The following is a 21,218-nucleotide window of genomic DNA, read 5'->3' as shown; positions in this document are numbered from 1 at the left end:
TCAGCCACACCCTATGCGGACCGGGCGGGTCGGCGCAGCACGTCGATGCCCTGTGGCGCCCCGCGCGAGGGTCCGGAGCAGCGCGGAACCGGATCAATCGCCCTGCGGTGGCACCGGGGTCGCGTACACCGGGTCCGGCACCACGCGGATGGCGTCCACCTCGACCAGGTCCGCACGGTCGACCGTGCCCTTGCCCCCGTTGTTGCGCACCTGGGCCATCGCGCCACCGGGGATCTGGAGCGCCGGGGCGATGATGTCCGGGTCCCCGATCACGGTCCAGCGGTACGGCGCCGTCAGCTCGACACTGTCGAGGACCACCGCTCCGCCCGTCCCCGTGAACGCGCTGCTCGCCGTGACCCGCTGGTCGTTGAGCTGGATCGCCTCCGCGCCCGCGTTGCGCATCTCCTCGAGCATGTTGAGCATCGTGATCGGCTTGATGTAGCCGTCGGGCTCCGTGAGCGTGACCACCACGCCCGGACCCTGGGCCGGCAGGCGGCCCGTGAGGATGCCCTGCGTCTCGGCGCTGCGGCGCAGGGCGTCGAGCGCGGCCTGGCGGCGGTCGGAGCCGGAGAGCAGGTCGTCCCGCTCGCGCGCGAGGTCGGCGGACTCGCGGGCCAGGGCGTCGCCCCGGTTCGTGGTCTCGTCGAGGATGCGGACCAGGTCGTCCTGCCGCATGCCGCCGAGGTCCGTCTCACCGGACTGGCGCACCTGCGCCACCAGCGCGAAGCCGAGCACCGCGCACAGGACGCCGGCCACCAGCTGCGCGCGGGTGGACCGCGGCTTGAGCGCGCGTCCCAGGACCGCCCACCCGCTCGGCTCCGCCGCGTCGGTCTGCTCGGGTGCGTCAGCCGACTCGACATCGACCACCCCACGGACGGACGTGTCCTGCGCGCCCGGGCTGTCCGACGACCAGTCCGGGCCCACGTCACCCGGCTCGTCGCCCTCCGGCACCGCCGGCAGCTCGTCCGGTGCATCGAGCTCCGGCACCACGGGCGCCACGGTGTCCGGCCGCTCCGGCTCGCCGCCGTCCGGCACCACCGGGGGCAACATGTTCGCCGGATCCGGCTCGTCGTCGTCCGGCACCACGGGCGGCAGGGTGTTCGCCTCGTCGTCCTCGGGCACCACGGGCCGCAAGGTGTTCGGCTCCTCACCCTCCGGCACCACGGGCGGCAGGGTGTTCGGCTCGTCGTCGTCCGGCACCACCGGCGGCAGCGAGTTCGGCTCGTCGTCGTCCGGCACCACCGGCGGCAGCGAGTTCGGTTCCTCGTCCTCCGGTACCACCGGGGGCAGGGTGTTCTCGACGACAGGACGCCGACCCCGGCCCGCGTCGCGCTCGTCGTGCGACGGAGTCGTGCTCATGCCTTGAACAGGTGGCGGCGGATCGCGGCCGCGTTGGAGAAGATCCGGATGCCGAGCACGACGACGACGGCGGTCGACAGCTGCGTGCCCACCCCGAGCTGGTCGCCGAGGAACACGATGAGGGCCGCGACGACGACGTTCGACAGGAACGAGATGAGGAACACGCGATCGTCGAAGATCCCGTCGAGCATGGCGCGCAGGCCACCGAACAGGGCGTCGAGGGCCGCCACGACGGCGATCGGGAGGTAGGGCTGGAGCTCCACGGGGACCGTCGGCTGGAGCAGCAGGCCCCCGACGACGCCGATGACCAGGCCGATGACTGCGATCACGTGCCGTCCCTCCGTGTGTGACCCGCAGACCCTGCCACAAGCGTCTGCTCGGGCGCACCCCCGGCGGCACCCGGCTCCGGCTCGGGCGCGGTGGACGCGTCCGGCACCTCGGCCCCATGGAGCGTGACCAGGCCGGTGCCCGGGAGCTCGAGCCTGCTCTGCGACGTCATCTGGACACCGATCCCGTACGTGGTCCGGAGCGTGGCCAGGTGCTGGCCCGCACTCGCGCGCGCCATCTCCGTCTGCATGCCGACGGCGTCGCCCACGGCCTCGACCGTGTACGGGCTGCTCAGGGCGACGAGGTCGACGAGCACGGCGTCCCCCGCGCTCCGGATGGCTGTCATCGCGGTGAGCCGCTGCCCGTTGACGGCGATCGCCTCGGCGCCGGCGGCCCACAGCCCGTTGACGACGACCTGGAGGTCCACGTCCTGCACCCGGAGCTCGGGGTCCTCCTCGTCCGGGTTGTCCGACGGCGCGTCCGTCAACACGAGCCGCAGGCCCGGGCCCGTCACGGCCGTCACGCCGGACTGCACGGAGTCCGCGTCGATCTCGTCCCGCACGGACTGCCCCTCGTCGCCCAGGAGCTCCTCCTGGAGCATGGCGATCTCGTCGGTCATCGCGGTGATCTCGGCCTGCACCGCGTCGGCCTCCGAGCTGCGGGCCTCGATCTGCGCCTCCAGCAGCTCGCGGGCGGCCAGCACCGCACCTGCCGGCTGCCGCAGGGCGAGCGTCGCCGCGGTCGCGCCCAGGCCCAGCGCCATCGCGAGCGCGACCATCCCGGCCGTCGAGCGCCAGGTGCGCCGCGGGCCGGTGCCGGCGGCGCGGCGGGCTGTCGCCTCGGCGTACCCCGGGTCGAGCGGGCGTCGATAGACCTCGGTGAGCAGCGTCATGGACGCGTCGAGGCTCCGCGGCGGCTCGCTGGAGCCGTGCCGCGGGTTCATGAGCGTCCCGCGTCGTCACGCAGGAGGTGGTGCGCCTGCGTGAGGTACACCACCGCGGAGAACCAGTAGAGGGCGACGCCCCACAGGGCGCACGCCCACCCGGCCACCCCGGCGACGGTGCCGACCCAGGAGTCCCACTGCGCGAGCAGGAGCAGGGGGAACGCGTAGAGCAGCGCGAACGTGCCGGCCTTGCCCGCCAGGTGCACCTGGAGCGGCGCGTACCCCGCCCGCGCGAGGACCACGAGCATCACGGCGAGCACGACGTCGCGCAGGACCAGCACCCCGAGCAGCCACCACGGCACGACGTCGCGCCAGGCGAGGGCGACGAGAGTCACGATGATGAACAGGCGGTCCGCCGCGGGGTCCAGCAGCTGACCGACCCGGGACACCTGCCCGAGCCGCCGGGCGAGCACCCCGTCGAGCCAGTCGCTGGCTCCGGAGACGGCGAGCACCGCGACCGCCCAGCCGTCCTCCCCGCGGACGATGAGCATCGCGAACACGGGCACGAGGAGCAGACGCACGAGACTGATGGCGTTCGGCACGGTCAGTACGCGCGTGGAGACGACGTCGTTGCTCGCCACTGCCTCCCCCGTCACCGTCCCGTCCTGGCGGCGTCGATCCTATGCGGCCTTCGGGCCCGCCTCCGACGACGGCGCGCCCCGGCTGCGGCCCTGGTCAGCCGGTGCGAGAGTTCTGGCATGGTCCACCGCAACGACCCGGACGTGATCGCGCGCCTGCTGACGACTCCCGGCCGCTGGGCGGTGGTCGGTCTGTCGACCAACACGTCGCGCGCCGCGTACGGCGTCGCCCGGTACGTGCAGTCCCATGGCCACGAGATCGTGCCGGTGCACCCGCGCGCCGAGACCGTGCACGGCGCGGCGGGGGTGCGCACCCTCGCCGAGGTGGACGGGCCGGTCGACGTGGTCGACGTGTTCGTGAACAGCTCGCTCGCCGGTGCCGTGGTGGACCAGGCGATCGCCGTCGGTGCCCGCGCGGTCTGGCTCCAGCTCGGGGTGGTGGACGAGGACGCCGCGGCCCGGGCACAGGCGGCCGGCCTGGACGTCGTCATGGACACGTGCCCGGCGATCGAGGGCCCCCGCCTCGGCCTGTGACGTTGTGCGCGAGGTCACCCGCGGCGCGCCTGCCGCCGGAGACGTACGCCCGGTAGACTGGCCCACGAATCTGGAGTTCGTCGCGTCCCCCTTCGAGGCGTCGTCACCACCGCTCAGCCGGTGGGGCCCGCCTCGCGTCGTGTGGTCTAGGCATCGCGTGAGCGGTTGCCGCTGGGTGGTCCGGGGCTGCGACCCGCTGTTCGCCGTCCCGGTGCACGGTTCAGGGCTCCGCCCCGCGATGATCGGTTCCCCTCCTTCATGAGCTCTGCCTTGCCTTCGAACCCCTCTGACCTGCCCGACGACGCCACGTTCGCCGACCTCGGCCTGCCGCCGGCCCTCGAGGCCGCGATCGCCGACCTCGGCTTCACCATCCCCTCCGCCATCCAGTCGCAGGCCGTGCCCGCGCTGCTGAGCGGTCGCGACATCATCGGCGTCGCCCAGACCGGCACCGGCAAGACCGCCGCGTTCGGCCTGCCGCTGCTCGCCGCGATCGACTACGACCTGCCGGCAGTCCAGGCCATCGTGCTGACCCCGACCCGCGAGCTGGCCATGCAGGTGGCCGACGCCATCCAGTCGTTCGCCACCCACCTGCCCGGCCTGAACGTGCTCGCGGTCTACGGCGGCTCGCCGTTCCTGCCGCAGCAGCGCGCGCTCGCCCGCGGCGCCCAGGTGGTCGTCGGCACCCCCGGTCGCGTGCTGGACCACCTCGAGCGCCGCACCCTGAAGCTGGACCAGGTCCGCTTCCTCGTGCTCGACGAGGCCGACGAGATGCTGCGCATGGGCTTCGCCGAGGACGTCGACAAGGTGCTGTCGGCCGCTCCCCGCGAGCGTCAGGTCGCCCTCTTCTCCGCGACCATGCCGCCGCAGATCCGTCGCGTCGCCGAGGCGCACCTCACCCGCCCCGTCGAGATCACGGTCTCGCGCCAGGCGTCGACCGTGACCAGCGTCCGCCAGACGTACGCCGTGGTCCCGCACCGCCACAAGACCGGCGCGCTCGCCCGCGTGCTCGCCGTGTCCGAGGCCGACGCCGCCATCGTCTTCGTGCGCACCCGTGGTGCGGCCGAGGAGGTCGGCAGCGCGCTGATCGAGAAGGGCATCTCCGCCGCCTACATCTCCGGCGACGTCGCCCAGACGGAGCGCGAGAAGATCGTCGACCGCCTGCGCACGGGTGCCCTCGACGTGCTCGTGGCCACCGACGTCGCCGCCCGCGGCCTGGACGTCGACCGGATCGGGCTCGTGGTCAACTTCGACGTGCCGCGCGAGCCGGAGATCTACGTCCACCGCATCGGTCGCACGGGCCGCGCCGGCCGCGAGGGCGAGGCGCTGTCGTTCGTCACGCCCGCCGAGCAGTCGCGCCTGCGCCAGATCGAGCGGACGACGCGTCAGTCGCTCCTCCAGGTCAACATCCCCTCGCCCGCCGAGGTCTCCGCGCACCGCGTGCAGGCGCTGCTCGCCCGGACAGGCGCTCGCGCCGAGCTCGACCGCCTGGACCTCTACCGCGAGGCCATCGCCGTGCACATGGCGCAGAACCCCGGCGTCGACCCGTTCGAGCTGCTCGCCGTGCTCACCGCCCTCTCCGTCGGTGACGAGGGTCCCGTGGCAGTCCAGGGCGACGACCTCGACGACGCCCTCTCGCGCGCCCACCTCACGGGTGGCGGTCGCGAGCGCGACAGCGAGCGCAGCTACGACCGTCCGGAGCGTGGCGAGCGCCGTCGCGCCGACACGCACATCGCCGGGGGCTCACCGCGCTGGCGCGTCGCGGTCGGTCACCGGGACGGCCTCCAGCCGGGCGCGCTCGTGGGTGCGCTCACCGGCGAGGGCGGCTTGACGGGCAAGGACGTCGGCAAGATCGACATCTTCGGCAGCTTCGCGCTGGTCGACATCCCCGACGGCCTGTCGGCGGACGTCATCGACCGGCTCGCTCGCACGCGGGTGGCCGGACGGCCCCTGCGCATCCGCCTCGACCAGGGCCCGCGCCCGGGCCACGGCGCCTCGCGTCCCGCGCACGGCCCGGCCCCCCGCCGCAGCTGATCGCACAGTCGACGCCCCCGTCTCCCTCTCCGGGAGGCGGGGGCGTCGTCGTGCTACCGCAGGACCGACCCCGGGCGGGGTTCGTTGCGACCCTGCCGTGACGCGCCGCGCAGCAGGGTGATGTCCGCCTCGCGGAGCACCTCGCCCACGTCGCGGAAGCCCCGGATGCTCCCGAGCACCCCGATGGCGACCCGTGACCCCAGCTCCTGACGCAGCTGGTCCAGCAGGAGCGACAGACGGCTGGGGATGCCACCCGGCCCGACGTCGTCGAGCAGCACGACGAAGTCGTCCTCGGAGATCCGCGCGGGCGTGTCCCCTTCCCGCAGCGGTCGGCGCAGACGCCGGACGAGCTCGCGGTGCAGGTCGAGGCGTGCGTCCCCGTCGGCCTCGGGGTGTCCCTGCGTCGGGATGGCCGGCCCGTCGAGCACACGGACCAGCGCGAGGGCGCAGTCGTACCCGGGTGACCTGCGGGTCCGGAGCACGGCCGCCCCGAGCCGGTCGAGGAAGAGCAACCGGTTGACCAGTCCCGTCTCGGGATCACGGAGCGCGTCACGCTGGAGCGCGATCTCCTGCTCCTTGCGCTCGGTGACGTCCACCAGCGCTCCCACCAGCCGCGCCGGGCAGCCGGCGTCGTCTAGCACGGTGACGGCCCGGCAGAGCATCCAGCGGTAGTCGCCGGACGACGTGCGGACCCGGTGCTCGAGCTCGAGCGGCGACCCGGCCCCGGCCAGCTGCGACGCGATCGACGCCGACAGCTCGTCCCGGTCGGCTGGGTGCACGCGCTCCAGCCACTCCCCCGGCGAGTCGCCGATGACGTCGTCGTCGTACCCGAGCGTCTGCTTCCAGCGGGGCGAGTAGTACACCGTGCCCGCCGAGACGTCCCAGTCCCACGTCCCGTCGTGCGCCGCCATGGACGCGAGGGCGTAGCGCTCCTCGCTCGCGCGCACGGTGTCCGCGAGAGAGCGTTCGCGGGCGGCGGCCTGCTCGAGCGCCCGGCGCTGCTCGCGCAGGTTGGCCAGCAGACGCTCCTGGTCGAGCGCGACCGCCAGCAGCGCCGCCCAGTGGTTGAACCTGTCCCGTGCGCTGGTCGCGCGCGTCTCCACGGTGCCGTCGATCGCCAGCAGGCCCCAGTCGCTGCCCCCGAACGTCACGGGTACGACGAACGTCAGCTCGTTCGAGCCCACCGTCCCCGCCCGGGTCAGTGCCGTCGGTGGGAACTGGCTGGCGGTGGTGCGGACGCCGACCAGCCGCGACAGCGTGCCGGACGTGTCGTGCACGCCGACGATCTCCATCTCCCGGTCGCCGGGACCCCGGTCGGCCCCGAGCCAGAGCCCGAGGCAGGCGTGGCCGCGCACGCCGCGCGGCAGCCAGCCCAGCGCCCGGGGGCTGGCGCCGTCCCCGCGCAGCAGGTCCATGTCGACCTCGTACTGGTCGACGATCGTGCGCTCCAGCTGCCCGCTGCGGGCCAGCATCGCCCGGGTGCACCCCCGGGTCACCGCGAGGAGCACCTCGGTGACGGCACGGCGGACCGCGGTCTCGTGCTCGGGTCGCGAGAGCGCTTCCACGACATCGGCCTCCACCCCGCGGAGGCAGGTCACGAGCAGCTCGAGCGCCTCCGGGTGCGGTTGCATCGCCGCGGTGACGTCAGCCAGCCGCGTGAGAGTGGAAGGGCCCGGGGTGGCTCCGCGCTCCGCGGCGGTCTCGATCGGCTCGACGACGGCATGCCACCACGTCTCGCGGGGCGCCACGCCGGTGCGTCGGGCACCGCCCACGCCGGCCGGTCCGACGAATGCCGTGCCCGCCAGCTGGCGGAGCACCTGGTAGCCGCTCCGGCTCCCGGTCCCCGACCCGGCCGCCGGAGCGGACTGCGCCGACTCGGTGCAGCCGCAGGACTCGCGCAGGACGAGCGTCGACGGCGCCCGGTACTCGCCCCCGGGGACCTCCTCGCCACGCATCCGGGACAGCAGCAGCGACACCGCGGTCTCGCCGACCCGGTCGTAGTGCGCGTCGACCGTGGACAGCCGCGGCGTCACGCGGGCGCCCGAGTCGGCGTGGTCGAAGCCGATGACCGCCTGGTCGCGGGGCAGCACGAGGCCGGCCGCGCGCAGGGCGCGCTGGAAGCCGATGGCGTTCCGGTCGGTCGCCGCGATCACCGCGGTGGTGGGTGAGCCCGCCGCGAGCATCCGGGCGGCGGCGTCGGCCCCGCCCTGCTCGTGGTTGTCGGACGCCTCGAAGATCCAGGCGTCGGGCGGCTCGATGCCGTGCTCGGCGAGGGTCGCGCGGTAGGCGGTGAACCGCTCGCGCATGTCCCGCTGCGTGAGGCAGCCGATGAAGCCGATGGCGGTGTGGCCGTGGCCGAGCAGGTGCTCGACCGCTGCTCGCACGCCTCCCAGGTTGTCCGGGAGCACGACAGCGTCGTCGGGCGACTGCGGCTCCTCGCTGACGAGCACCACCGGCAGCCCCCACTGCTGCACCGACGCGAGCCGGTCGCTGCGCAGCGCCTTGCCGACCACGACCAGCCCGTCGACGGCGCCGAGCGCCACCGGGGCGTCGAGGATCGACTCGTCCGGGTACCGCTCCCGGTCCAGCCCGGCCGGGTAGGTCTGCACGGCGACCACGCGATGTCCGGCCGCTCGTGCTGCGCGGGCCACGCCCGCGATCAACGCTCCGAAGTAGAAGCCGCCGACCACCGGCGAGAGCACGCCGATCGTCCGTCGTGCCGTCGGTGAGACCGGTCCTCGCCGCACTGTTCCCATGACCCCACATCCCTCGCCCACGTCGTCGGAGCCGAGATGATGCATTTCACCCGCATCGGGCGACACACTAGGTGATCGTGGTCACACCTGCATATGACTCCGGAGCACCCGGCACTTCCGCGTCGCCCTCGACGCCGTCGTCCGGGCCGTCCTCCCCCAGCCCCTCACCGGCCCCCGCACGACGCCCGACGATCACCGACGTGGCGCGCGCCGCGGGGGTCTCGATCGCGGTCGTCTCGTACGCGCTCAACGGCCGACCCGGTGTCTCCGCCGCGACGCGCGAACGCGTGCTGCGCGTCGCCGACGAGTTCGGCTGGCGGCCGAGCGCGGCGGCGCGGTCGATGCGCACGGGGCCGCGCGCGATCGGTCTCGTCTTCGACCGGGGCGCCGCCGGACCCGTGGCCCAGGCCACCGGCGTGCTCGAGTTCGTGATCTCGCTCCAGGAGGTCCTGGCCACCCGGAACCTCGCGCTCGTCCTCCAGCTGGTGGACGGGCCGGAGGCCGCCGTCGCGTTGTACGGCGAGTGGTGGGCGGAGCGCCGCTTCGACGTCATGGTCGTCACGGACGTGCTCCTCGAGGACCCGCGGATCGACGCGCTGCGGCGCCTGCGCGCGCCCGCGGTGGTCGTCGGTGCAGGTCAGGGCGATGTCGACCTCGCCGCCGTCACCCTGGACGACGCGGAGGCGTTCGGCCGCGTCGGCCGCTACCTGCTCGAGCTGGGGCACCGTCACGTGGCTCTGGTGAGCGGTCCGAAGGAGCTGGTGCGGACGCGCGAGCGCCTCGGCGCGCTCGCCGGAGTGCTCGATGCGGCCAACGGGATGCTCGTCCACGAGGCCACCGGGGGCACCGCCGAGGAGGCCGCCGTGGCCACCCGAAGGCTCCTGACGGGAGGCCGTGCGCCGACCGCGATCGTCTACGACTCCGACCAGATGGCGGTCGCGGCGCTCGACGTGGCGCGTCGCACCGGCCTCGCGGTGCCGTGGGACCTGTCCGTCGTCGCAGGGTCCGACTCGGCCCTGTGCCGGCTCGCCACGCCCTCGATCACCACCCTCCCCTCGGCCCAGCGGGACCTCGGAACCGCCACCGGCGAGGCAGTCCTCGCGGTCCTCGACGGGGACCTCCGCGCCCGCCGCGCACTCCAGATCGGCGGCCTCGCGGTACGCGGAAGCACGGGTCCGAGGTCAAGGTGAGAACGTTCTCATTCGTGTCACATTTCGGTAACGGGCGCTACCTAAACGATTTGCCCCGTGCCGCCCAGAAAGCCCTCGTGGTGATGTAGCCACCAGTCGCCGTGGACTTCCCGGACGACTTGCGCCCGGACGGGAAGGCCGACCGGGCAGTTCGATCGACACCCGGAGGACTACGTGTCCACACACGGCAAGAGAGCGGTGAGGCAGCGCTTGCGCGCGGCCGCCACCGCAGCAGCAGCGATGGCGCTGCTCGCAGCCCCCCTGTGCATCACGACGAGCGCGAGCGCGGCCGAGGCACACGTCGACAACCCCTTCGCTGGCGCGACGCAGTACGTGAACCCCACGTACGCGGCAGCGGCTGAGAGCGCTGCCACACGTGCCGGCGACGCCACCCTGGCGGCGAAGATGCGGACGGTGGCCAAGCAGCCGACCGCCGTCTGGATGGACCGCATCAGCGCCATCACCGGCAACGCCGACGGCAACGGTCTGAAGTTCCACCTGGACAACGCGGTCGCCCAGAAGGGCTCCGGCCCGATCGTGTTCAACCTGGTCATCTACGACCTGCCCGGCCGCGACTGCTTCGCCCTCGCGTCCAACGGCGAGCTCCCCGCCAGCGACGCCGGCCTGGCCCGGTACAAGACCGAGTACATCGACGCCATCGCGGCGCTCCTGTCCGACGCCAAGTACCAGAACATCCGGATCGTCGCGACGATCGAGCCCGACTCGCTGCCGAACCTCACGACCAACCTCTCGGAGGCGGCCTGCGCGCAGGCCGCGCCGTTCTACAAGGCCGGCGTGAAGTACGCGCTCGACAAGCTGCACGCCATCCCGAACGTCTACAACTACATCGACATCGGCCACTCGGGCTGGCTCGGCTGGGACAGCAACGCCGGTCCCTCCGCCACGCTCTTCGCCGACGTGGCCAAGTCCACGACGGCTGGCTTCGCGTCGATCGACGGCTTCGTCAGCGACGTGGCCAACACGACGCCGCTCAATGAGCCGTACCTGCCGGACTCCACGATCTCCGTCGGCGGCACGCCGATCCGGTCGAGCTCGTTCTACGAGTGGAACTTCGACTTCGACGAGCTCGACTACACCGCCCACATGTACAAGCTGCTCACCGCGGCCGGGTTCCCGTCGTCGATCGGCATGCTCGTCGACACCTCCCGCAACGGCTGGGGCGGCCCGGCGCGTCCGACCGCCGTGTCGACCAGCTCCAACCACAACACCTACGTCAACGAGTCCCGGGTGGACAAGCGCGTCCACCGTGGCGCGTGGTGCAACCCGCTCGGCGCCGGTATCGGGGAGCTCCCCCAGTCGACGCCGTCGGGCTACGCGGCCTCGCACCTCGACGCCTTCGTCTGGATCAAGCCCCCGGGTGAGTCCGACGGTGCGTCCACCGACATCGCGAACGACCAGGGCAAGCGGTTCGACCGCATGTGCGACCCGACCTTCGTGTCGCCCAAGCTGAGCAACCAGCTCACCGGCGCCACGCCTGGCGCACCGCTGGCCGGTCAGTGGTTCGAGGACCAGTTCAAGACCCTCGTCGCCAACGCCTACCCGGTGCTCGCGGGCGGCACGACTCCCCCGGTCGACACGACGGCGCCGTCGGTGCCGGCCGGTCTGACGGCGGGCACGCCGACGTCCACCACGGTCCCGCTGTCCTGGACCGCGTCGACCGACAACGTGGCCGTCACCGGCTACAACGTGTACCGCGGCACCACGCTGGTCGGTACCTCCACCACGACGAGCTACACCGTGACCGGCCTGACGGCTGCCACCGCGTACTCGTTCACGGTCCGCGCCAAGGATGCCGCCGGGAACCTCTCGGCAGCCTCCACGGCCGTCACCGCCACCACCGCGACCGGCACGGTCACCGACACGACGGCGCCCTCGGTGCCGACGGGTCTGACCGCCGGGACGACGACGACCACCACGGTCCCGCTGTCCTGGAACGCCTCGACGGACAACACCGGTGGCACGGGCGTCGCCGGCTACGAGGTCTACCGCGGCACCACGCTCGTGGCGACCACCACCTCGACGAGCTACACCGTGACCGGCCTCTCGGCCGGGACCGCGTACTCGTTCACGGTCAAGGCCAAGGACCTGGCGGGCAACGTCTCGGCTGCCTCGTCGTCGGTCTCGGCGACCACCCAGACCGGCACGGTCACGGACACGACGGCCCCCTCGGTGCCGACGGGCCTGACGGCCGGCACGACCACCACGACGTCGGTCCCGCTGTCCTGGGCCGCGTCGACCGACAACGTGGCCGTCACCGGCTACGACGTCTACCGCGGCACCACGCTCGTGGCCACGACCACCTCGACGAGCTACACCGTGACCGGCCTGAGCGCCGGCACCACGTACTCGTTCACGGTCCGCGCCAAGGACGCCGCCAATAACGTCTCGGCAGCCTCCGCGGCGGTCTCGGCCACCACGCAGTCGGGGACGTCCACCGGTGCGTGCTCGGTCAAGTACACGGCGAGCAGCTGGAACACCGGCTTCACCGCCTCGGTGAAGGTCACCAACACCGGCACCGCGGCCCTGTCCAGCTGGACCCTCGGCTTCTCGTTCGCCAACGGCCAGACGGTCACCCAGGGCTGGAGCGCCGAGTGGTCGCAGTCCGGCACGGCCGTCTCCGCGAAGAACGCCGCGTGGAACGGCAGCCTGGCTGCCGGTCAGAGCGTGGACATCGGGTTCAACGGCTCGCACACGGGCACGAACAACGCGCCCACCGCCTTCACGATCAACGGTGCAGCCTGCACCATCGCGTGACCTAGCGGAACGACGAGCGGGGGTCCTCCAGCCGGAGGGCCCCCGCTCGCCCGTTCCGGACCCACCACCTCGAGGAGAACCCGTGTCTTCCACCCACCGTCTGCGCGTGCTCGCGACGAGCGTCGCCGCCACGGCCGCCCTGACCGCCCCGCTCGTCCTCGGAGCCGTCCCCGCCCAGGCGGCCGCCGGCGACGACTGGCTGCACGTGTCGGGCAACAAGATCGTCGACGAGGCCGGCAAGGAGGTGTGGCTGACGGGCACCAACTGGTTCGGGTTCAACGCGAGCGAACGCGTCTTCCACGGCCTCTGGTCCGCGAACATCACCACGCTCACCAAGGCCATGGCCGACCGCGGCATCAACACGGTCCGCGTCCCCATCTCCACGCAGCTGCTGCTGGAGTGGAAGGCGGGGACGTTCCTGAAGCCGAACGTGAACACCTACGCCAACCCCGAGCTCGAGGGCCTGAACAGCCTCCAGATCTTCGACTACTGGCTGACCCTGTGCGAGAGGTACGGCATCAAGGTCTTCCTCGACGTGCACAGCGCCGAGGCGGACAACGCGGGCCACGTCTACCCGGTGTGGTGGAAGGGGTCCATCACCACCGACGACGTGTACGCCGGCTGGGAGTGGGTGGCCGAACGGTACAAGAACAACGACACGATCATCGGCGCGGACGTGAAGAACGAGCCGCACGGTGCCCAGGGCGCCACCGAGCGGGCCAAGTGGGACGGCTCGACCGACAAGGACAACTTCAAGAACTTCGCCCAGACCGCGGGCCGCAAGATCCTCGCCATCAACCCGCACTGGCTGATCTTCGTCGAGGGCATCGAGGTCTACCCGAAGCCGGGCGTGCCGTGGACGTCGACGGGCCTGACCGACTACTACGGCACGTGGTGGGGCGGGAACCTGCGCGGCGCGAAGGACTTCCCGATCGACCTGGGCTCCAACCAGGACCAGCTCGTGTACTCGCCGCACGACTACGGGCCGCTGGTGTTCGACCAGCCGTGGTTCCAGGGCACGTGGGACCGGACGACGCTCGAGCGCGACGTGTGGGACCCGAACTGGCTCTACCTGCACAAGCAGAACGTCTCCCCCCTGCTCATCGGCGAGTGGGGCGGGTTCCTGGACGGCGGTCGGAACGAGAAGTGGATGAACGCCATCCGCGACCTCATCGTCGAGCGTCGGCTCAGCCACACGTTCTGGGTGCTCAACCCGAACTCCGGGGACACCGGCGGGCTGCTGAACTACGACTGGACCACCTGGGACGAGGCGAAGTACACGCTGCTCAAGCCCTCGCTGTGGCAGGACGGTGGCAAGTTCGTCAGCCTCGACCACACCGTCAAGCTGGGCGGGGCGGGCAGCACGACGGGCAAGTCGCTCTCGGAGGTGGGCGGGCAATCCGGTGACACGACGGCACCGACCGTGCCGACGAACCTCGCCGCCGGGACGCCCTCGACCACGACCGTCCCCCTCACCTGGTCGCCGTCCACGGACGCCGGCTCCGGGGTCGCGGGGTACGAGGTGTACCGCGGTACCACGCTCGTGGGGACCACCACGACGACCGCCCTCACGGTCACCGGGCTGACGGCGGACACGGCGTACTCGTTCACCGTGCGGGCCAAGGACGTGGCCGGGAACGTGTCCGCGGCGTCGGCCGCCGCGACCGCGAGGACGGCCGTGGGCGGCAGCACCGACACCGTGGCGCCCTCGGCCCCGACGGGTCTCGAGGCCGGGACCGGCACCACCACCACGATCCCGCTGCGGTGGACGGCCTCCACCGACAACGTGGCGGTGACCGGGTACGACGTCTACCGGGCGGGCACACTGGTCGGCAGCAGCACGACTCCGAGCTGGACCGCGACGGGTCTGGCCCCGGGGACGTCCTACGTGTTCACGGTGGTGGCGAAGGACGCGGCCGGCAACCGGTCGGTGGCCTCCACCGCGCTGACGGCGTACACCGCGCCCGACGTTGCCACGGGCTCGTGCGCCGTGACCTACACCGCGAACAGCTGGAGCTCAGGGTTCACCGGCTCCATCCGGGTCACCAACACCGGCACGACCGCCCTGTCGGGGTGGACGCTCGGGTTCTCGTTCGCCAACGGCCAGACGGTGACGCAGGGCTGGAGCGCGACGTTCAGCCAGACCGGCTCGTCGGTGACGGCGACGGGGCTGGCCTGGAACTCGACGCTCACGCCCGGGGCGAGCACCGAGATCGGGTTCAACGGTTCGCACACCGGCACCAACATCGCACCGACCGCGTTCACGGTGAACGGCGCGGCCTGCACCGTGCGATGACGGCCCAGGCGCGGGGGTTCCGGGCGTGCGGACCCCCGCGCCTCAGGCGACGGCGTCCTTGACCGCGGTGACCAGCTCGTCCACGTCGGCCTCGGTGGTGTCGAACGCGCACATCAGCCGGACCTCGCCGGTCTCGACGATCCAGTCGTAGAACCGCCACCGGCGGCGCAGCACGTCGGCCACCCCGGCGGGGAAGATCACGAAGATCCCGTTCGCCTGCGTGGGCCGGGTCACCTGCACCCCCGGCAGGTGCTCGATACCCGCGCGCAGCCGGGCCGCCATCGCGTTCGCGTGCCGCGCCGAGCGCAGCCACAGGTCGCCCTCGAACAGAGCCACCAGCTGCGCGGAGGCGAACCGCATCTTGGACGCGAGCTGCATGTCCATCTTGCGCAGGTAGGTCAGGCCGCCGTCCGCCGCGGGGTCCAGCACGACCACGGCCTCGCCGAACAGGAGGCCGTTCTTGGTACCCCCGAGGGACAGGATGTCGACGCCCGCGTCGGTGGTGAAGGCGCGCAGCGGGGCGTCGAGGGCGGCCGCGGCGTTGGAGATCCGAGCCCCGTCGAGGTGCAGCCGCATGCCGTGCTCGTGGGCCTGGTCCGCCAGCGCGCGCACCTCGTCGGGCGTGTAGACGGTGCCCAGCTCGGTGGCCTGCGTGATCGAGACGACGCCGGGCTGCGCGCGGTGCTCGTCGCCGAACCCCCAGGCCTGCGTCGCCACCAGCTCCGGCGTCAGCTTCCCGTCGGCTGTGGGCACCGTGAGCAGCTTGATCCCGCCCATCCGCTCGGGCGCGCCGTTCTCGTCGGTGTGGATGTGCGCGGTCTCGGCGCACACCACGGCCCCCCAGCGCGGGAGCACCGACTGGAGCGACAGGACGTTGGCGCCCGTGCCGTTGAACACCGGGAACGCGGTGGCCTGGTCCCCGAAGTGCTGAGCGACGACCTCCTGGAGCCGGGACGTGTACACGTCCTCGCCGTACGCGGTCTGGTGGCCACCGTTGGCCTCCGCGATCGCAGCGAGCACCTCCGGGTGCACCCCCGCGTAGTTGTCGGAGGCGAAGTCGCGGCGGTCGGCGTCATGCAGTCGGGTCACGGGGTCCATCTTCCCCGACGTCACGGCTGCGCCTGCGCACGGCGGGCCGGTACGGGATGATCCGACCAGACCACGAGGGAGGACCAGGTGCACGAGGACGACGCAGCACCGGACGACGGCCGTCGGGAGACCCACAACGAGCGCGCGGACCGCAACTGGGACGAGCTCATGCAGGAGCTCCGGGTCACGCAGACGGGCACGCAGATCCTCACGGGCTTCCTGCTGACGATCCCGTTCCAGCAGAGGTTCGCGGACCTGGACGCCTACCAGGAGGACCTGTACCTGGTGCTCGTCGCGATGGCCGTCCTGGCGACCACCCTCATCACGGCCCCCGCGAGCCTGCACAGGGTGCTGTTCCGTCAGCGCCTCAAGCCCGAGCTGGTCTCGGCGGGCAACCGGCTCGCGCGGGCCGGTCTGGTGGTCCTCGCGATCGTCATGGCCGGCAGCGCGATGCTGGTGTTCGACGTGGTGCTCAGCCGGGCGGCCGGCCGGGCGGTGGGGATCGTGTCGATCACCGTGATCACGTCGCTGTGGTGGGCGTTCCCGCGGCTGCTCGCCCGCCGGGCGCGCGACTGACGACCCTCAGGCCGTCGCCCGGCAGCTCGCGCACGTGCCCACCAGCTCGATGGTGTGGTCCACGTCGTCGAAGCCGTGCGCCGCTCCTACCTGGGCGGCCCACGCCTCGGCCTGACCCGCGTCGATCTCGACCGTGCGGCCGCACGAGCGGCACACGAGGTGGTGGTGGTGGCTGCGCTGCGCGCACCGACGGTAGACGGACTCCCCCTCCTCGGTACGCAGCACGTCCACGTCACCGTGCTCGGACAGGCTCTGCACCGCCCGGTACACGGTGGCCAGGCCGACGCTCGATCCCCGGGCGCGCAGCATCTCGTGCAGCTGCTGGGCGCTGCGGAACTCGTCGAGGTCCTCCAGGAGGTCGAGGATCTCGGCACGCTGGCGCGTCTGCCGCGGCACGACCACCATCAGAACGACCCCCTCTTGCTGAGACTGGTTCCCACCATAACGCGACCGGGCCCCCGATCCCGAAGGATCGAGGGCCCGGTCGAGGTGCTGGGGTCAGCCCTGGACGGCGCGCTTGAGGGCGCTGCCGGCCGTGAGCTTCACGCGGTAGCCCGCGGGGATCTCGAGCTTCTCACCCGTCTGGGGGTTGATGCCGGTACGGGCGCCGCGCTCGGCGCGGGCGACGGCCAGGAAGCCGGGGATCGTGACGGCCTCGCCGTTGCTGAGGTTCTCGACGAGAACCTCCTGGAAGGCCTTGAGGGCCTTGTCCGCGTCGGTGTTGGACAGGCCGGTCTTGGCCGCGACGGCCTGGACGAGCTCGGTGCGGTTCACGCTCACTGGATGTGCTCCTCTGTGTTCATTCGGACATGCAGGCCCACTACCGGGCCATCCCCCGGGCGCGCGGCAGAACCGCGGCAACCGGGGACGATCGGCTGACACTAACCCGGGACAGGCATGTTTCCGTGCATCGGGCGTGTCGTGTCACCCGTGGGTACGCGCCAGGAGCCCCTCGACCGGCAGCGTCGTGATCACCCTGGCGGGCTCCAGGTCGTGCTCGGCGGCGCGCGCGCAGCCCGCCATGAGCCAGTCCAGCTGGCCGGGTGCGTGGGCGTCCGTGTCGATGGAGAAGTCGCAGCCGGCGTCGATCGCGATCGCCAGGAGCTCGTGCGGCGGGTCGAGCCGGTCGGGCCGGCAGTTGATCTCCACCGCGACCCCGTGCGCCGCGCAGGCGTCGAACACCGCGCGCGCGTCGAACTCGCTCTGCGGCCGGCTCTTGCCCTTGATCTGGCGGCCCGTGCAGTGGCCGAGGACGTCGGTGCGCGGGTTGCTCACCGCCGCGATCATCCGGCGCGTCATCGGCCCCGACTCCATGCGGAGCTTCGAGTGGACGGACGCGACGACGACGTCGAGCTGGTCCAGCAGGTCCGGGTCCTGGTCGAGGCCGCCGTCGTCGAGGATGTCGACCTCGATCCCGGTCAGCACGCGGAACGGGCCCACCGCGCGGTTCAGCGCGGCCACCTGGTCGAGCTGCGCGCGCAGCCGTGACGCCGACAGCCCGTTGGCCACGGTGAGCCGGGGCGAGTGGTCGGTGATGGCGAGGTACTCGTGGCCCAGCTCGAGGGCCGCCAGCACCATCTCCTGGATCGGCGTCGCACCGTCCGATGCCTCGGTGTGCGCGTGCAGGTCGCCGCGCAGCGCCTCCCGCAGCGCGAGCGCGCGCGGATCGGCGTCGGCCGCCCGCGCCGCCGCGTACTCGGCCTCGAGCGTGTCGAGGTACTCCACCCGCTTGCTGCGCAGCACGTGCGCGACGACGTCGGCCGTCCGGGCGCCGACCGACGGCAGGTCGGCCAGCGAGCCCGACGCGGCGAGCGCCGTCAGGCGGTCGGGTGCCTGCTTCTCGACGCTGACGGCCGCCTTGCGGAAGGCCTCGCTGCGGTAGGGGCTCGCCTGGGCGCGCTCAAGCAGGAACGCGATCCGTCTCAGCGCGGCGACGGCATCGGCCTGCCGGTCCGCCGCGCTCACGACGCCTTGGCCTTGGCCTTCTTCGGCTTGGCCTTCGGCTTCTCGTCGTCCTTCGCCGGCTCCTCACCCCTGGCGCCGCGCGCCTTCTCGACGCTGCGCTGGAGCGCCGCCAGCAGGTCGACGACGTCGCCGCCGCCGTCGGCAGCGGCCTCCTCACCGGCCGGGAGCGGCACCGCGCGGGTGCTGCCCGACGACACCTTGGCCTCGATCAGCTGCTCGAGCGCACCCGCGTAGCGGTCCTCGTACTGCGACGGGTCGAAATCGGCCGCGAGCGACTCGACCAGGGACGCGGCCATGGCCAGCTCCTGCGGTCGCACGGACACGTCGTCCTCGAGGATCGGGAAGTCGGCAGCGCGCACCTCGTCGGGCCACAGGAGCGTCTGCATGACGATCACGTTGTCGCGGACGCGCAGGATCGCCATCGACTCGCGCTGACGCAGCGCCACCTTGACCACCGCGACCCGGTCGGCCTGCTCGAGCGCGCCGCGCAGCAACGCGTAGGGCTTGGCGGCGGTCTTCTCCGGCTCGAGGTAGTACGTCTTCTGGAGCAGGATCGGGTCCACCTGGTCCACCGGCACGAACTCGAGCACCTCGATCTCGCGCTCGGTGGACAGCGGCAGGGACTTGAAGTCCTCGTCGGTCAGGACGACGAGCTCGCCGTCGTCCGTCTCGTAGCCCTTGGCGATGTCCGACATCTCCACGGGCTCGTTGTCGATGCTGCAGAACTTGCGGTACCGGATCCGGCCGCCGTCCTCCTTGTGCACCTGGTGCAGCGTCACCTCGTGCTCGCCCGTCGCCGAGTACAGACGCACCGGGACGTTGACCAGCCCGAACGCGACGGCACCCTTCCAGATCGCTCGCATGGCCGTGTCCTCCGTCGATGGCAGCAGGGCATGTGGATGTCGACCGCGCCTCGCGCGACCTCCTATGGGCAGGATGGACCCGTGGAGCCCATGCTCGCCACCCCTGCGACCGGTCCGGCGGAGCTTCCGCGCGGGCCCGAGTGGGCGTTCGAGGTCAAGTGGGACGGCGTGCGCGCGCTGGCGGACACGACCTCGGGCCGGCTGCGGCTGTGGAGCCGCAACGAGCGGGAGATCACCGTCGCGTACCCCGAGCTGGCCGGACTCGGCGCGGTGCCGGACGCGATCCTCGACGGCGAGATCGTGCTCATGGCCGACGGGATCCCGTCGTTCACCGCCCTCGCCGAGCGGATGCACGTCCGGGAGCCTCGCCGCGCGGAGGCGCTCGCTGCCCAGCGACCGGTGACGTTCCTGCTGTTCGACGCGTTGCGGCTGGGCGGCGTGGACCTCACCGGCCGGGCCTACGACGAGCGCCGGGAGGCACTGACCGGGCTCCAGCTCCCCGACCAGGTGCAGCTCTCCCCCGTGTACCCCGACGGCGCCGAGCTCTGGGAGGTCACCAAGGGGCTGGGTCTGGAGGGCGTCGTCGCCAAGCGCCGGTCGTCCACGTACGTGCCCGGCCGGCGCTCCCACGACTGGGTCAAGGCTCCGCACCGACGCACCCGCGCGGCCCTCGTCGGCGGCTGGCGCGAGGAGACCAACGGCTCGGGCCGGATGGGCGCGGTCCTGTTCGGCGCGCGCGACGCCGACGGCGCCCTGCGGTACCTCGGCCGTGCAGGCAGCGGACTGACGGGCAAGCGGGCGACGGAGCTGCAGAAGCTCCTGGTGCCGCGGGCCGACTCACCCTTCGACGACGAGGTGCCTCCGATCGATGCGCGCGGCACCCGGTGGTGCGAGCCGACGGTGGTCGTCGACACCCTGTACCTCGCCCGGAACCCCACCGGTCGGCTGCGGCAGCCGGTCGTGCGGGCGGTCCGGACCGACACCGACGCCGACCCGTGGGAGCAGCCATGACACCTGAACGGCAGATGGTCGACGTCGAGGGCCGCCAGGTGCGGGTCAGCCACCTGGAGAAGGTCATGTACCCGTCCACGGGGATGACCAAGGCCGAGGTGATGAACTACCTGGTCCAGGTGGCGCCGGCGATCCTCCCGCAGCTCAAGGACCGACCGGTGACCCGGATCCGTTGGCCCGGCGGGGTCGGAGGCGAGAAGTTCTTCGAGAAGAACACCCCGCGCGGCGCACCCGACTGGGTCCGCCGGCAGACGTTGCGCGCAGCGCCCGGCGCCGAGGACGAGGGGGCGGAGCTGGAGCTGCCGTTCCTCGACGACCTGGCCGGGCTCGTCTGGGCGGCCAACCAGGGCGCGCTCGAGCTGCACACCCCGCAGTGGCGCGTGGGTCCGCGCGGCAAGATCCACAAGCCCGACAGGCTGGTGGTCGACCTGGACCCCGGAGCCCCCGCCGGGCTGGCGGAGTGCGCCGTCGTGGCCCACCTCGTGGCGGACCGGCTGCGCGAGGACGGGCTCGGGACCACGGTGCCGGTGACGTCCGGCAGCAAGGGCATGCAGCTGTACGCGCCGCTGCCCGGCACGCAGACCGTGCTCGAGGTCCGGCAGTACGCGCGCGACATCGCCTACGAGATCGCCGCTGCGCACTCCGACCTGGTCGTGGCGGTCATGAAGAAGGACATCCGCGGCGGCAAGGTGCTCATCGACTGGTCGCAGAACCACCCCGCGAAGACCACGATCACCCCGTACTCGCTGCGCGGCCGGGACCTCCCGCACGTCGCGGCACCCCGGTGGTGGGACGAGATCGGTCCCGGGCTCCAGCAGCTGACGCCGGACGAGGTCGCAGGCCGGCTGACCGACCTCGGTGACCCCTTCGCCTGACCGGTTCGGATGGCGGCACCCGCCCACCTTTGACACGGTGGAGGCAGTCG

At 72.4% G+C, this 21,218-nt stretch carries 18 protein-coding genes; 8 read left to right on the top strand and 10 right to left on the bottom strand.

Annotation, left to right across the window (positions count from 1 at the left end):
* Positions 1 to 93 precede the first annotated feature (93 nt).
* Genes ACO06A_RS19100 through ACO06A_RS19085 form a run of 4 tightly spaced genes read right to left on the bottom strand, consistent with a single transcriptional unit; the run spans position 94 to position 3,210 of the window.
* Positions 94 to 1,359, bottom strand: coding sequence for a DUF881 domain-containing protein (locus ACO06A_RS19100; protein WP_421733760.1), 1,266 nt, complete (start codon positions 1,357 to 1,359; stop codon positions 94 to 96).
* Positions 1,356 to 1,688: a small basic family protein gene (locus ACO06A_RS19095; protein ID WP_056094794.1), complete on the bottom strand. Its 333-nt coding sequence runs from the start codon at positions 1,686 to 1,688 to the stop codon at positions 1,356 to 1,358. The genes ACO06A_RS19100 and ACO06A_RS19095 overlap by 4 nt, the downstream gene beginning before the upstream one ends.
* Entirely contained in the window at positions 1,685 to 2,629 is a 945-nt protein-coding gene (locus ACO06A_RS19090) for a DUF881 domain-containing protein (protein WP_421733759.1), read from the bottom strand. Before ACO06A_RS19090 ends, ACO06A_RS19095 begins: the two co-directional genes overlap by 4 nt.
* A complete protein-coding gene (locus ACO06A_RS19085; protein ID WP_421736101.1) occupies positions 2,626 to 3,210 on the bottom strand; it encodes a CDP-alcohol phosphatidyltransferase family protein in 585 nt (194 codons plus the stop codon). Before ACO06A_RS19085 ends, ACO06A_RS19090 begins: the two co-directional genes overlap by 4 nt.
* 117 nt (positions 3,211 to 3,327) lie before the next feature.
* On the opposite strand from ACO06A_RS19085, the gene ACO06A_RS19080 reads away from it, so the two are divergent.
* The gene (locus ACO06A_RS19080; RefSeq protein ID WP_421733758.1) at positions 3,328 to 3,741 is read left to right on the top strand and encodes a CoA-binding protein; all 414 of its coding nucleotides are present in this window, start codon (positions 3,328 to 3,330) and stop codon (positions 3,739 to 3,741) included.
* 258 nt (positions 3,742 to 3,999) lie between these two features.
* Complete coding sequence (locus ACO06A_RS19075) at positions 4,000 to 5,772, top strand: DEAD/DEAH box helicase (RefSeq protein WP_421733757.1); 1,773 nt, start codon at positions 4,000 to 4,002, stop codon at positions 5,770 to 5,772.
* 53 nt (positions 5,773 to 5,825) lie between these two features.
* Here ACO06A_RS19075 and ACO06A_RS19070 read toward each other — a convergent pair whose 3' ends face one another.
* A complete protein-coding gene (locus ACO06A_RS19070) occupies positions 5,826 to 8,474 on the bottom strand; it encodes a substrate-binding domain-containing protein (protein ID WP_421733756.1) in 2,649 nt (882 codons plus the stop codon).
* A gap of 254 nt (positions 8,475 to 8,728) precedes the next feature.
* On the opposite strand from ACO06A_RS19070, the gene ACO06A_RS19065 reads away from it, so the two are divergent.
* From ACO06A_RS19065 to ACO06A_RS19055, 3 genes are all read left to right on the top strand, one after another.
* Positions 8,729 to 9,718, top strand: a complete 990-nt coding sequence (locus ACO06A_RS19065; RefSeq protein WP_421733755.1) for a LacI family DNA-binding transcriptional regulator — start codon at positions 8,729 to 8,731, stop codon at positions 9,716 to 9,718.
* A gap of 174 nt (positions 9,719 to 9,892) precedes the next feature.
* Entirely contained in the window at positions 9,893 to 12,493 is a 2,601-nt protein-coding gene (locus ACO06A_RS19060) for a glycoside hydrolase family 6 protein (protein WP_421733754.1), read from the top strand.
* An 82-nt stretch (positions 12,494 to 12,575) separates the two neighbouring features.
* Complete coding sequence (locus tag ACO06A_RS19055) at positions 12,576 to 14,789, top strand: cellulase family glycosylhydrolase (protein ID WP_421733753.1); 2,214 nt, start codon at positions 12,576 to 12,578, stop codon at positions 14,787 to 14,789.
* Positions 14,790 to 14,831: 42 nt separating this feature from the next.
* Here ACO06A_RS19055 and ACO06A_RS19050 read toward each other — a convergent pair whose 3' ends face one another.
* Positions 14,832 to 15,887, bottom strand: a complete 1,056-nt coding sequence (locus ACO06A_RS19050; protein ID WP_421733752.1) for a threonine aldolase family protein — start codon at positions 15,885 to 15,887, stop codon at positions 14,832 to 14,834.
* A gap of 78 nt (positions 15,888 to 15,965) precedes the next feature.
* Between ACO06A_RS19050 and ACO06A_RS19045 the strand changes: the two genes are divergently transcribed.
* On the top strand, positions 15,966 to 16,454 hold the full coding sequence (locus tag ACO06A_RS19045; RefSeq protein ID WP_421733751.1) for a DUF6328 family protein: 489 nt from the start codon (positions 15,966 to 15,968) through the stop codon (positions 16,452 to 16,454).
* 6 nt (positions 16,455 to 16,460) lie between these two features.
* Here the strand turns inward: ACO06A_RS19045 and ACO06A_RS19040 are convergent, their stop codons facing one another.
* The 4 genes from ACO06A_RS19040 to ACO06A_RS19025 all read right to left on the bottom strand — a co-directional run bounded on the left by ACO06A_RS19040 (position 16,461) and on the right by ACO06A_RS19025 (position 19,282).
* A complete protein-coding gene (locus ACO06A_RS19040; protein WP_421733750.1) occupies positions 16,461 to 16,859 on the bottom strand; it encodes a Fur family transcriptional regulator in 399 nt (132 codons plus the stop codon).
* Positions 16,860 to 16,952: 93 nt separating this feature from the next.
* Positions 16,953 to 17,234, bottom strand: coding sequence for an HU family DNA-binding protein (locus ACO06A_RS19035; RefSeq protein ID WP_175347676.1), 282 nt, complete (start codon positions 17,232 to 17,234; stop codon positions 16,953 to 16,955).
* Between the two features lie 144 nt (positions 17,235 to 17,378).
* Positions 17,379 to 18,419 carry a PHP domain-containing protein gene (locus ACO06A_RS19030; RefSeq protein ID WP_421733749.1) on the bottom strand — a complete coding sequence of 347 codons (1,041 nt, stop codon included), beginning with the start codon at positions 18,417 to 18,419 and terminating at the stop codon, positions 17,379 to 17,381.
* Positions 18,416 to 19,282, bottom strand: coding sequence for a Ku protein (locus ACO06A_RS19025; RefSeq protein ID WP_421733748.1), 867 nt, complete (start codon positions 19,280 to 19,282; stop codon positions 18,416 to 18,418). Before ACO06A_RS19025 ends, ACO06A_RS19030 begins: the two co-directional genes overlap by 4 nt.
* A 90-nt stretch (positions 19,283 to 19,372) precedes the next feature.
* Between ACO06A_RS19025 and ACO06A_RS19020 the strand changes: the two genes are divergently transcribed.
* Together ACO06A_RS19020 and ligD are read left to right on the top strand one after the other, a co-directional pair.
* Positions 19,373 to 20,293, top strand: a complete 921-nt coding sequence (locus tag ACO06A_RS19020) for a DNA ligase (protein WP_421736100.1) — start codon at positions 19,373 to 19,375, stop codon at positions 20,291 to 20,293.
* Positions 20,290 to 21,168, top strand: a complete 879-nt coding sequence (ligD, locus tag ACO06A_RS19015; RefSeq protein WP_421733747.1) for a non-homologous end-joining DNA ligase — start codon at positions 20,290 to 20,292, stop codon at positions 21,166 to 21,168. The genes ACO06A_RS19020 and ligD overlap by 4 nt, the downstream gene beginning before the upstream one ends.
* Positions 21,169 to 21,218: the final 50 nt, after the last annotated feature.

Origin of the sequence: Cellulomonas sp., assembly GCF_965229465.1 — a bacterium.
Taxonomy (GTDB): domain Bacteria; phylum Actinomycetota; class Actinomycetes; order Actinomycetales; family Cellulomonadaceae; genus Cellulomonas.
The sequence above is the reverse complement of the archived record's forward strand: the minus strand, read 5'-3'. Positions and strand labels throughout refer to the sequence as shown.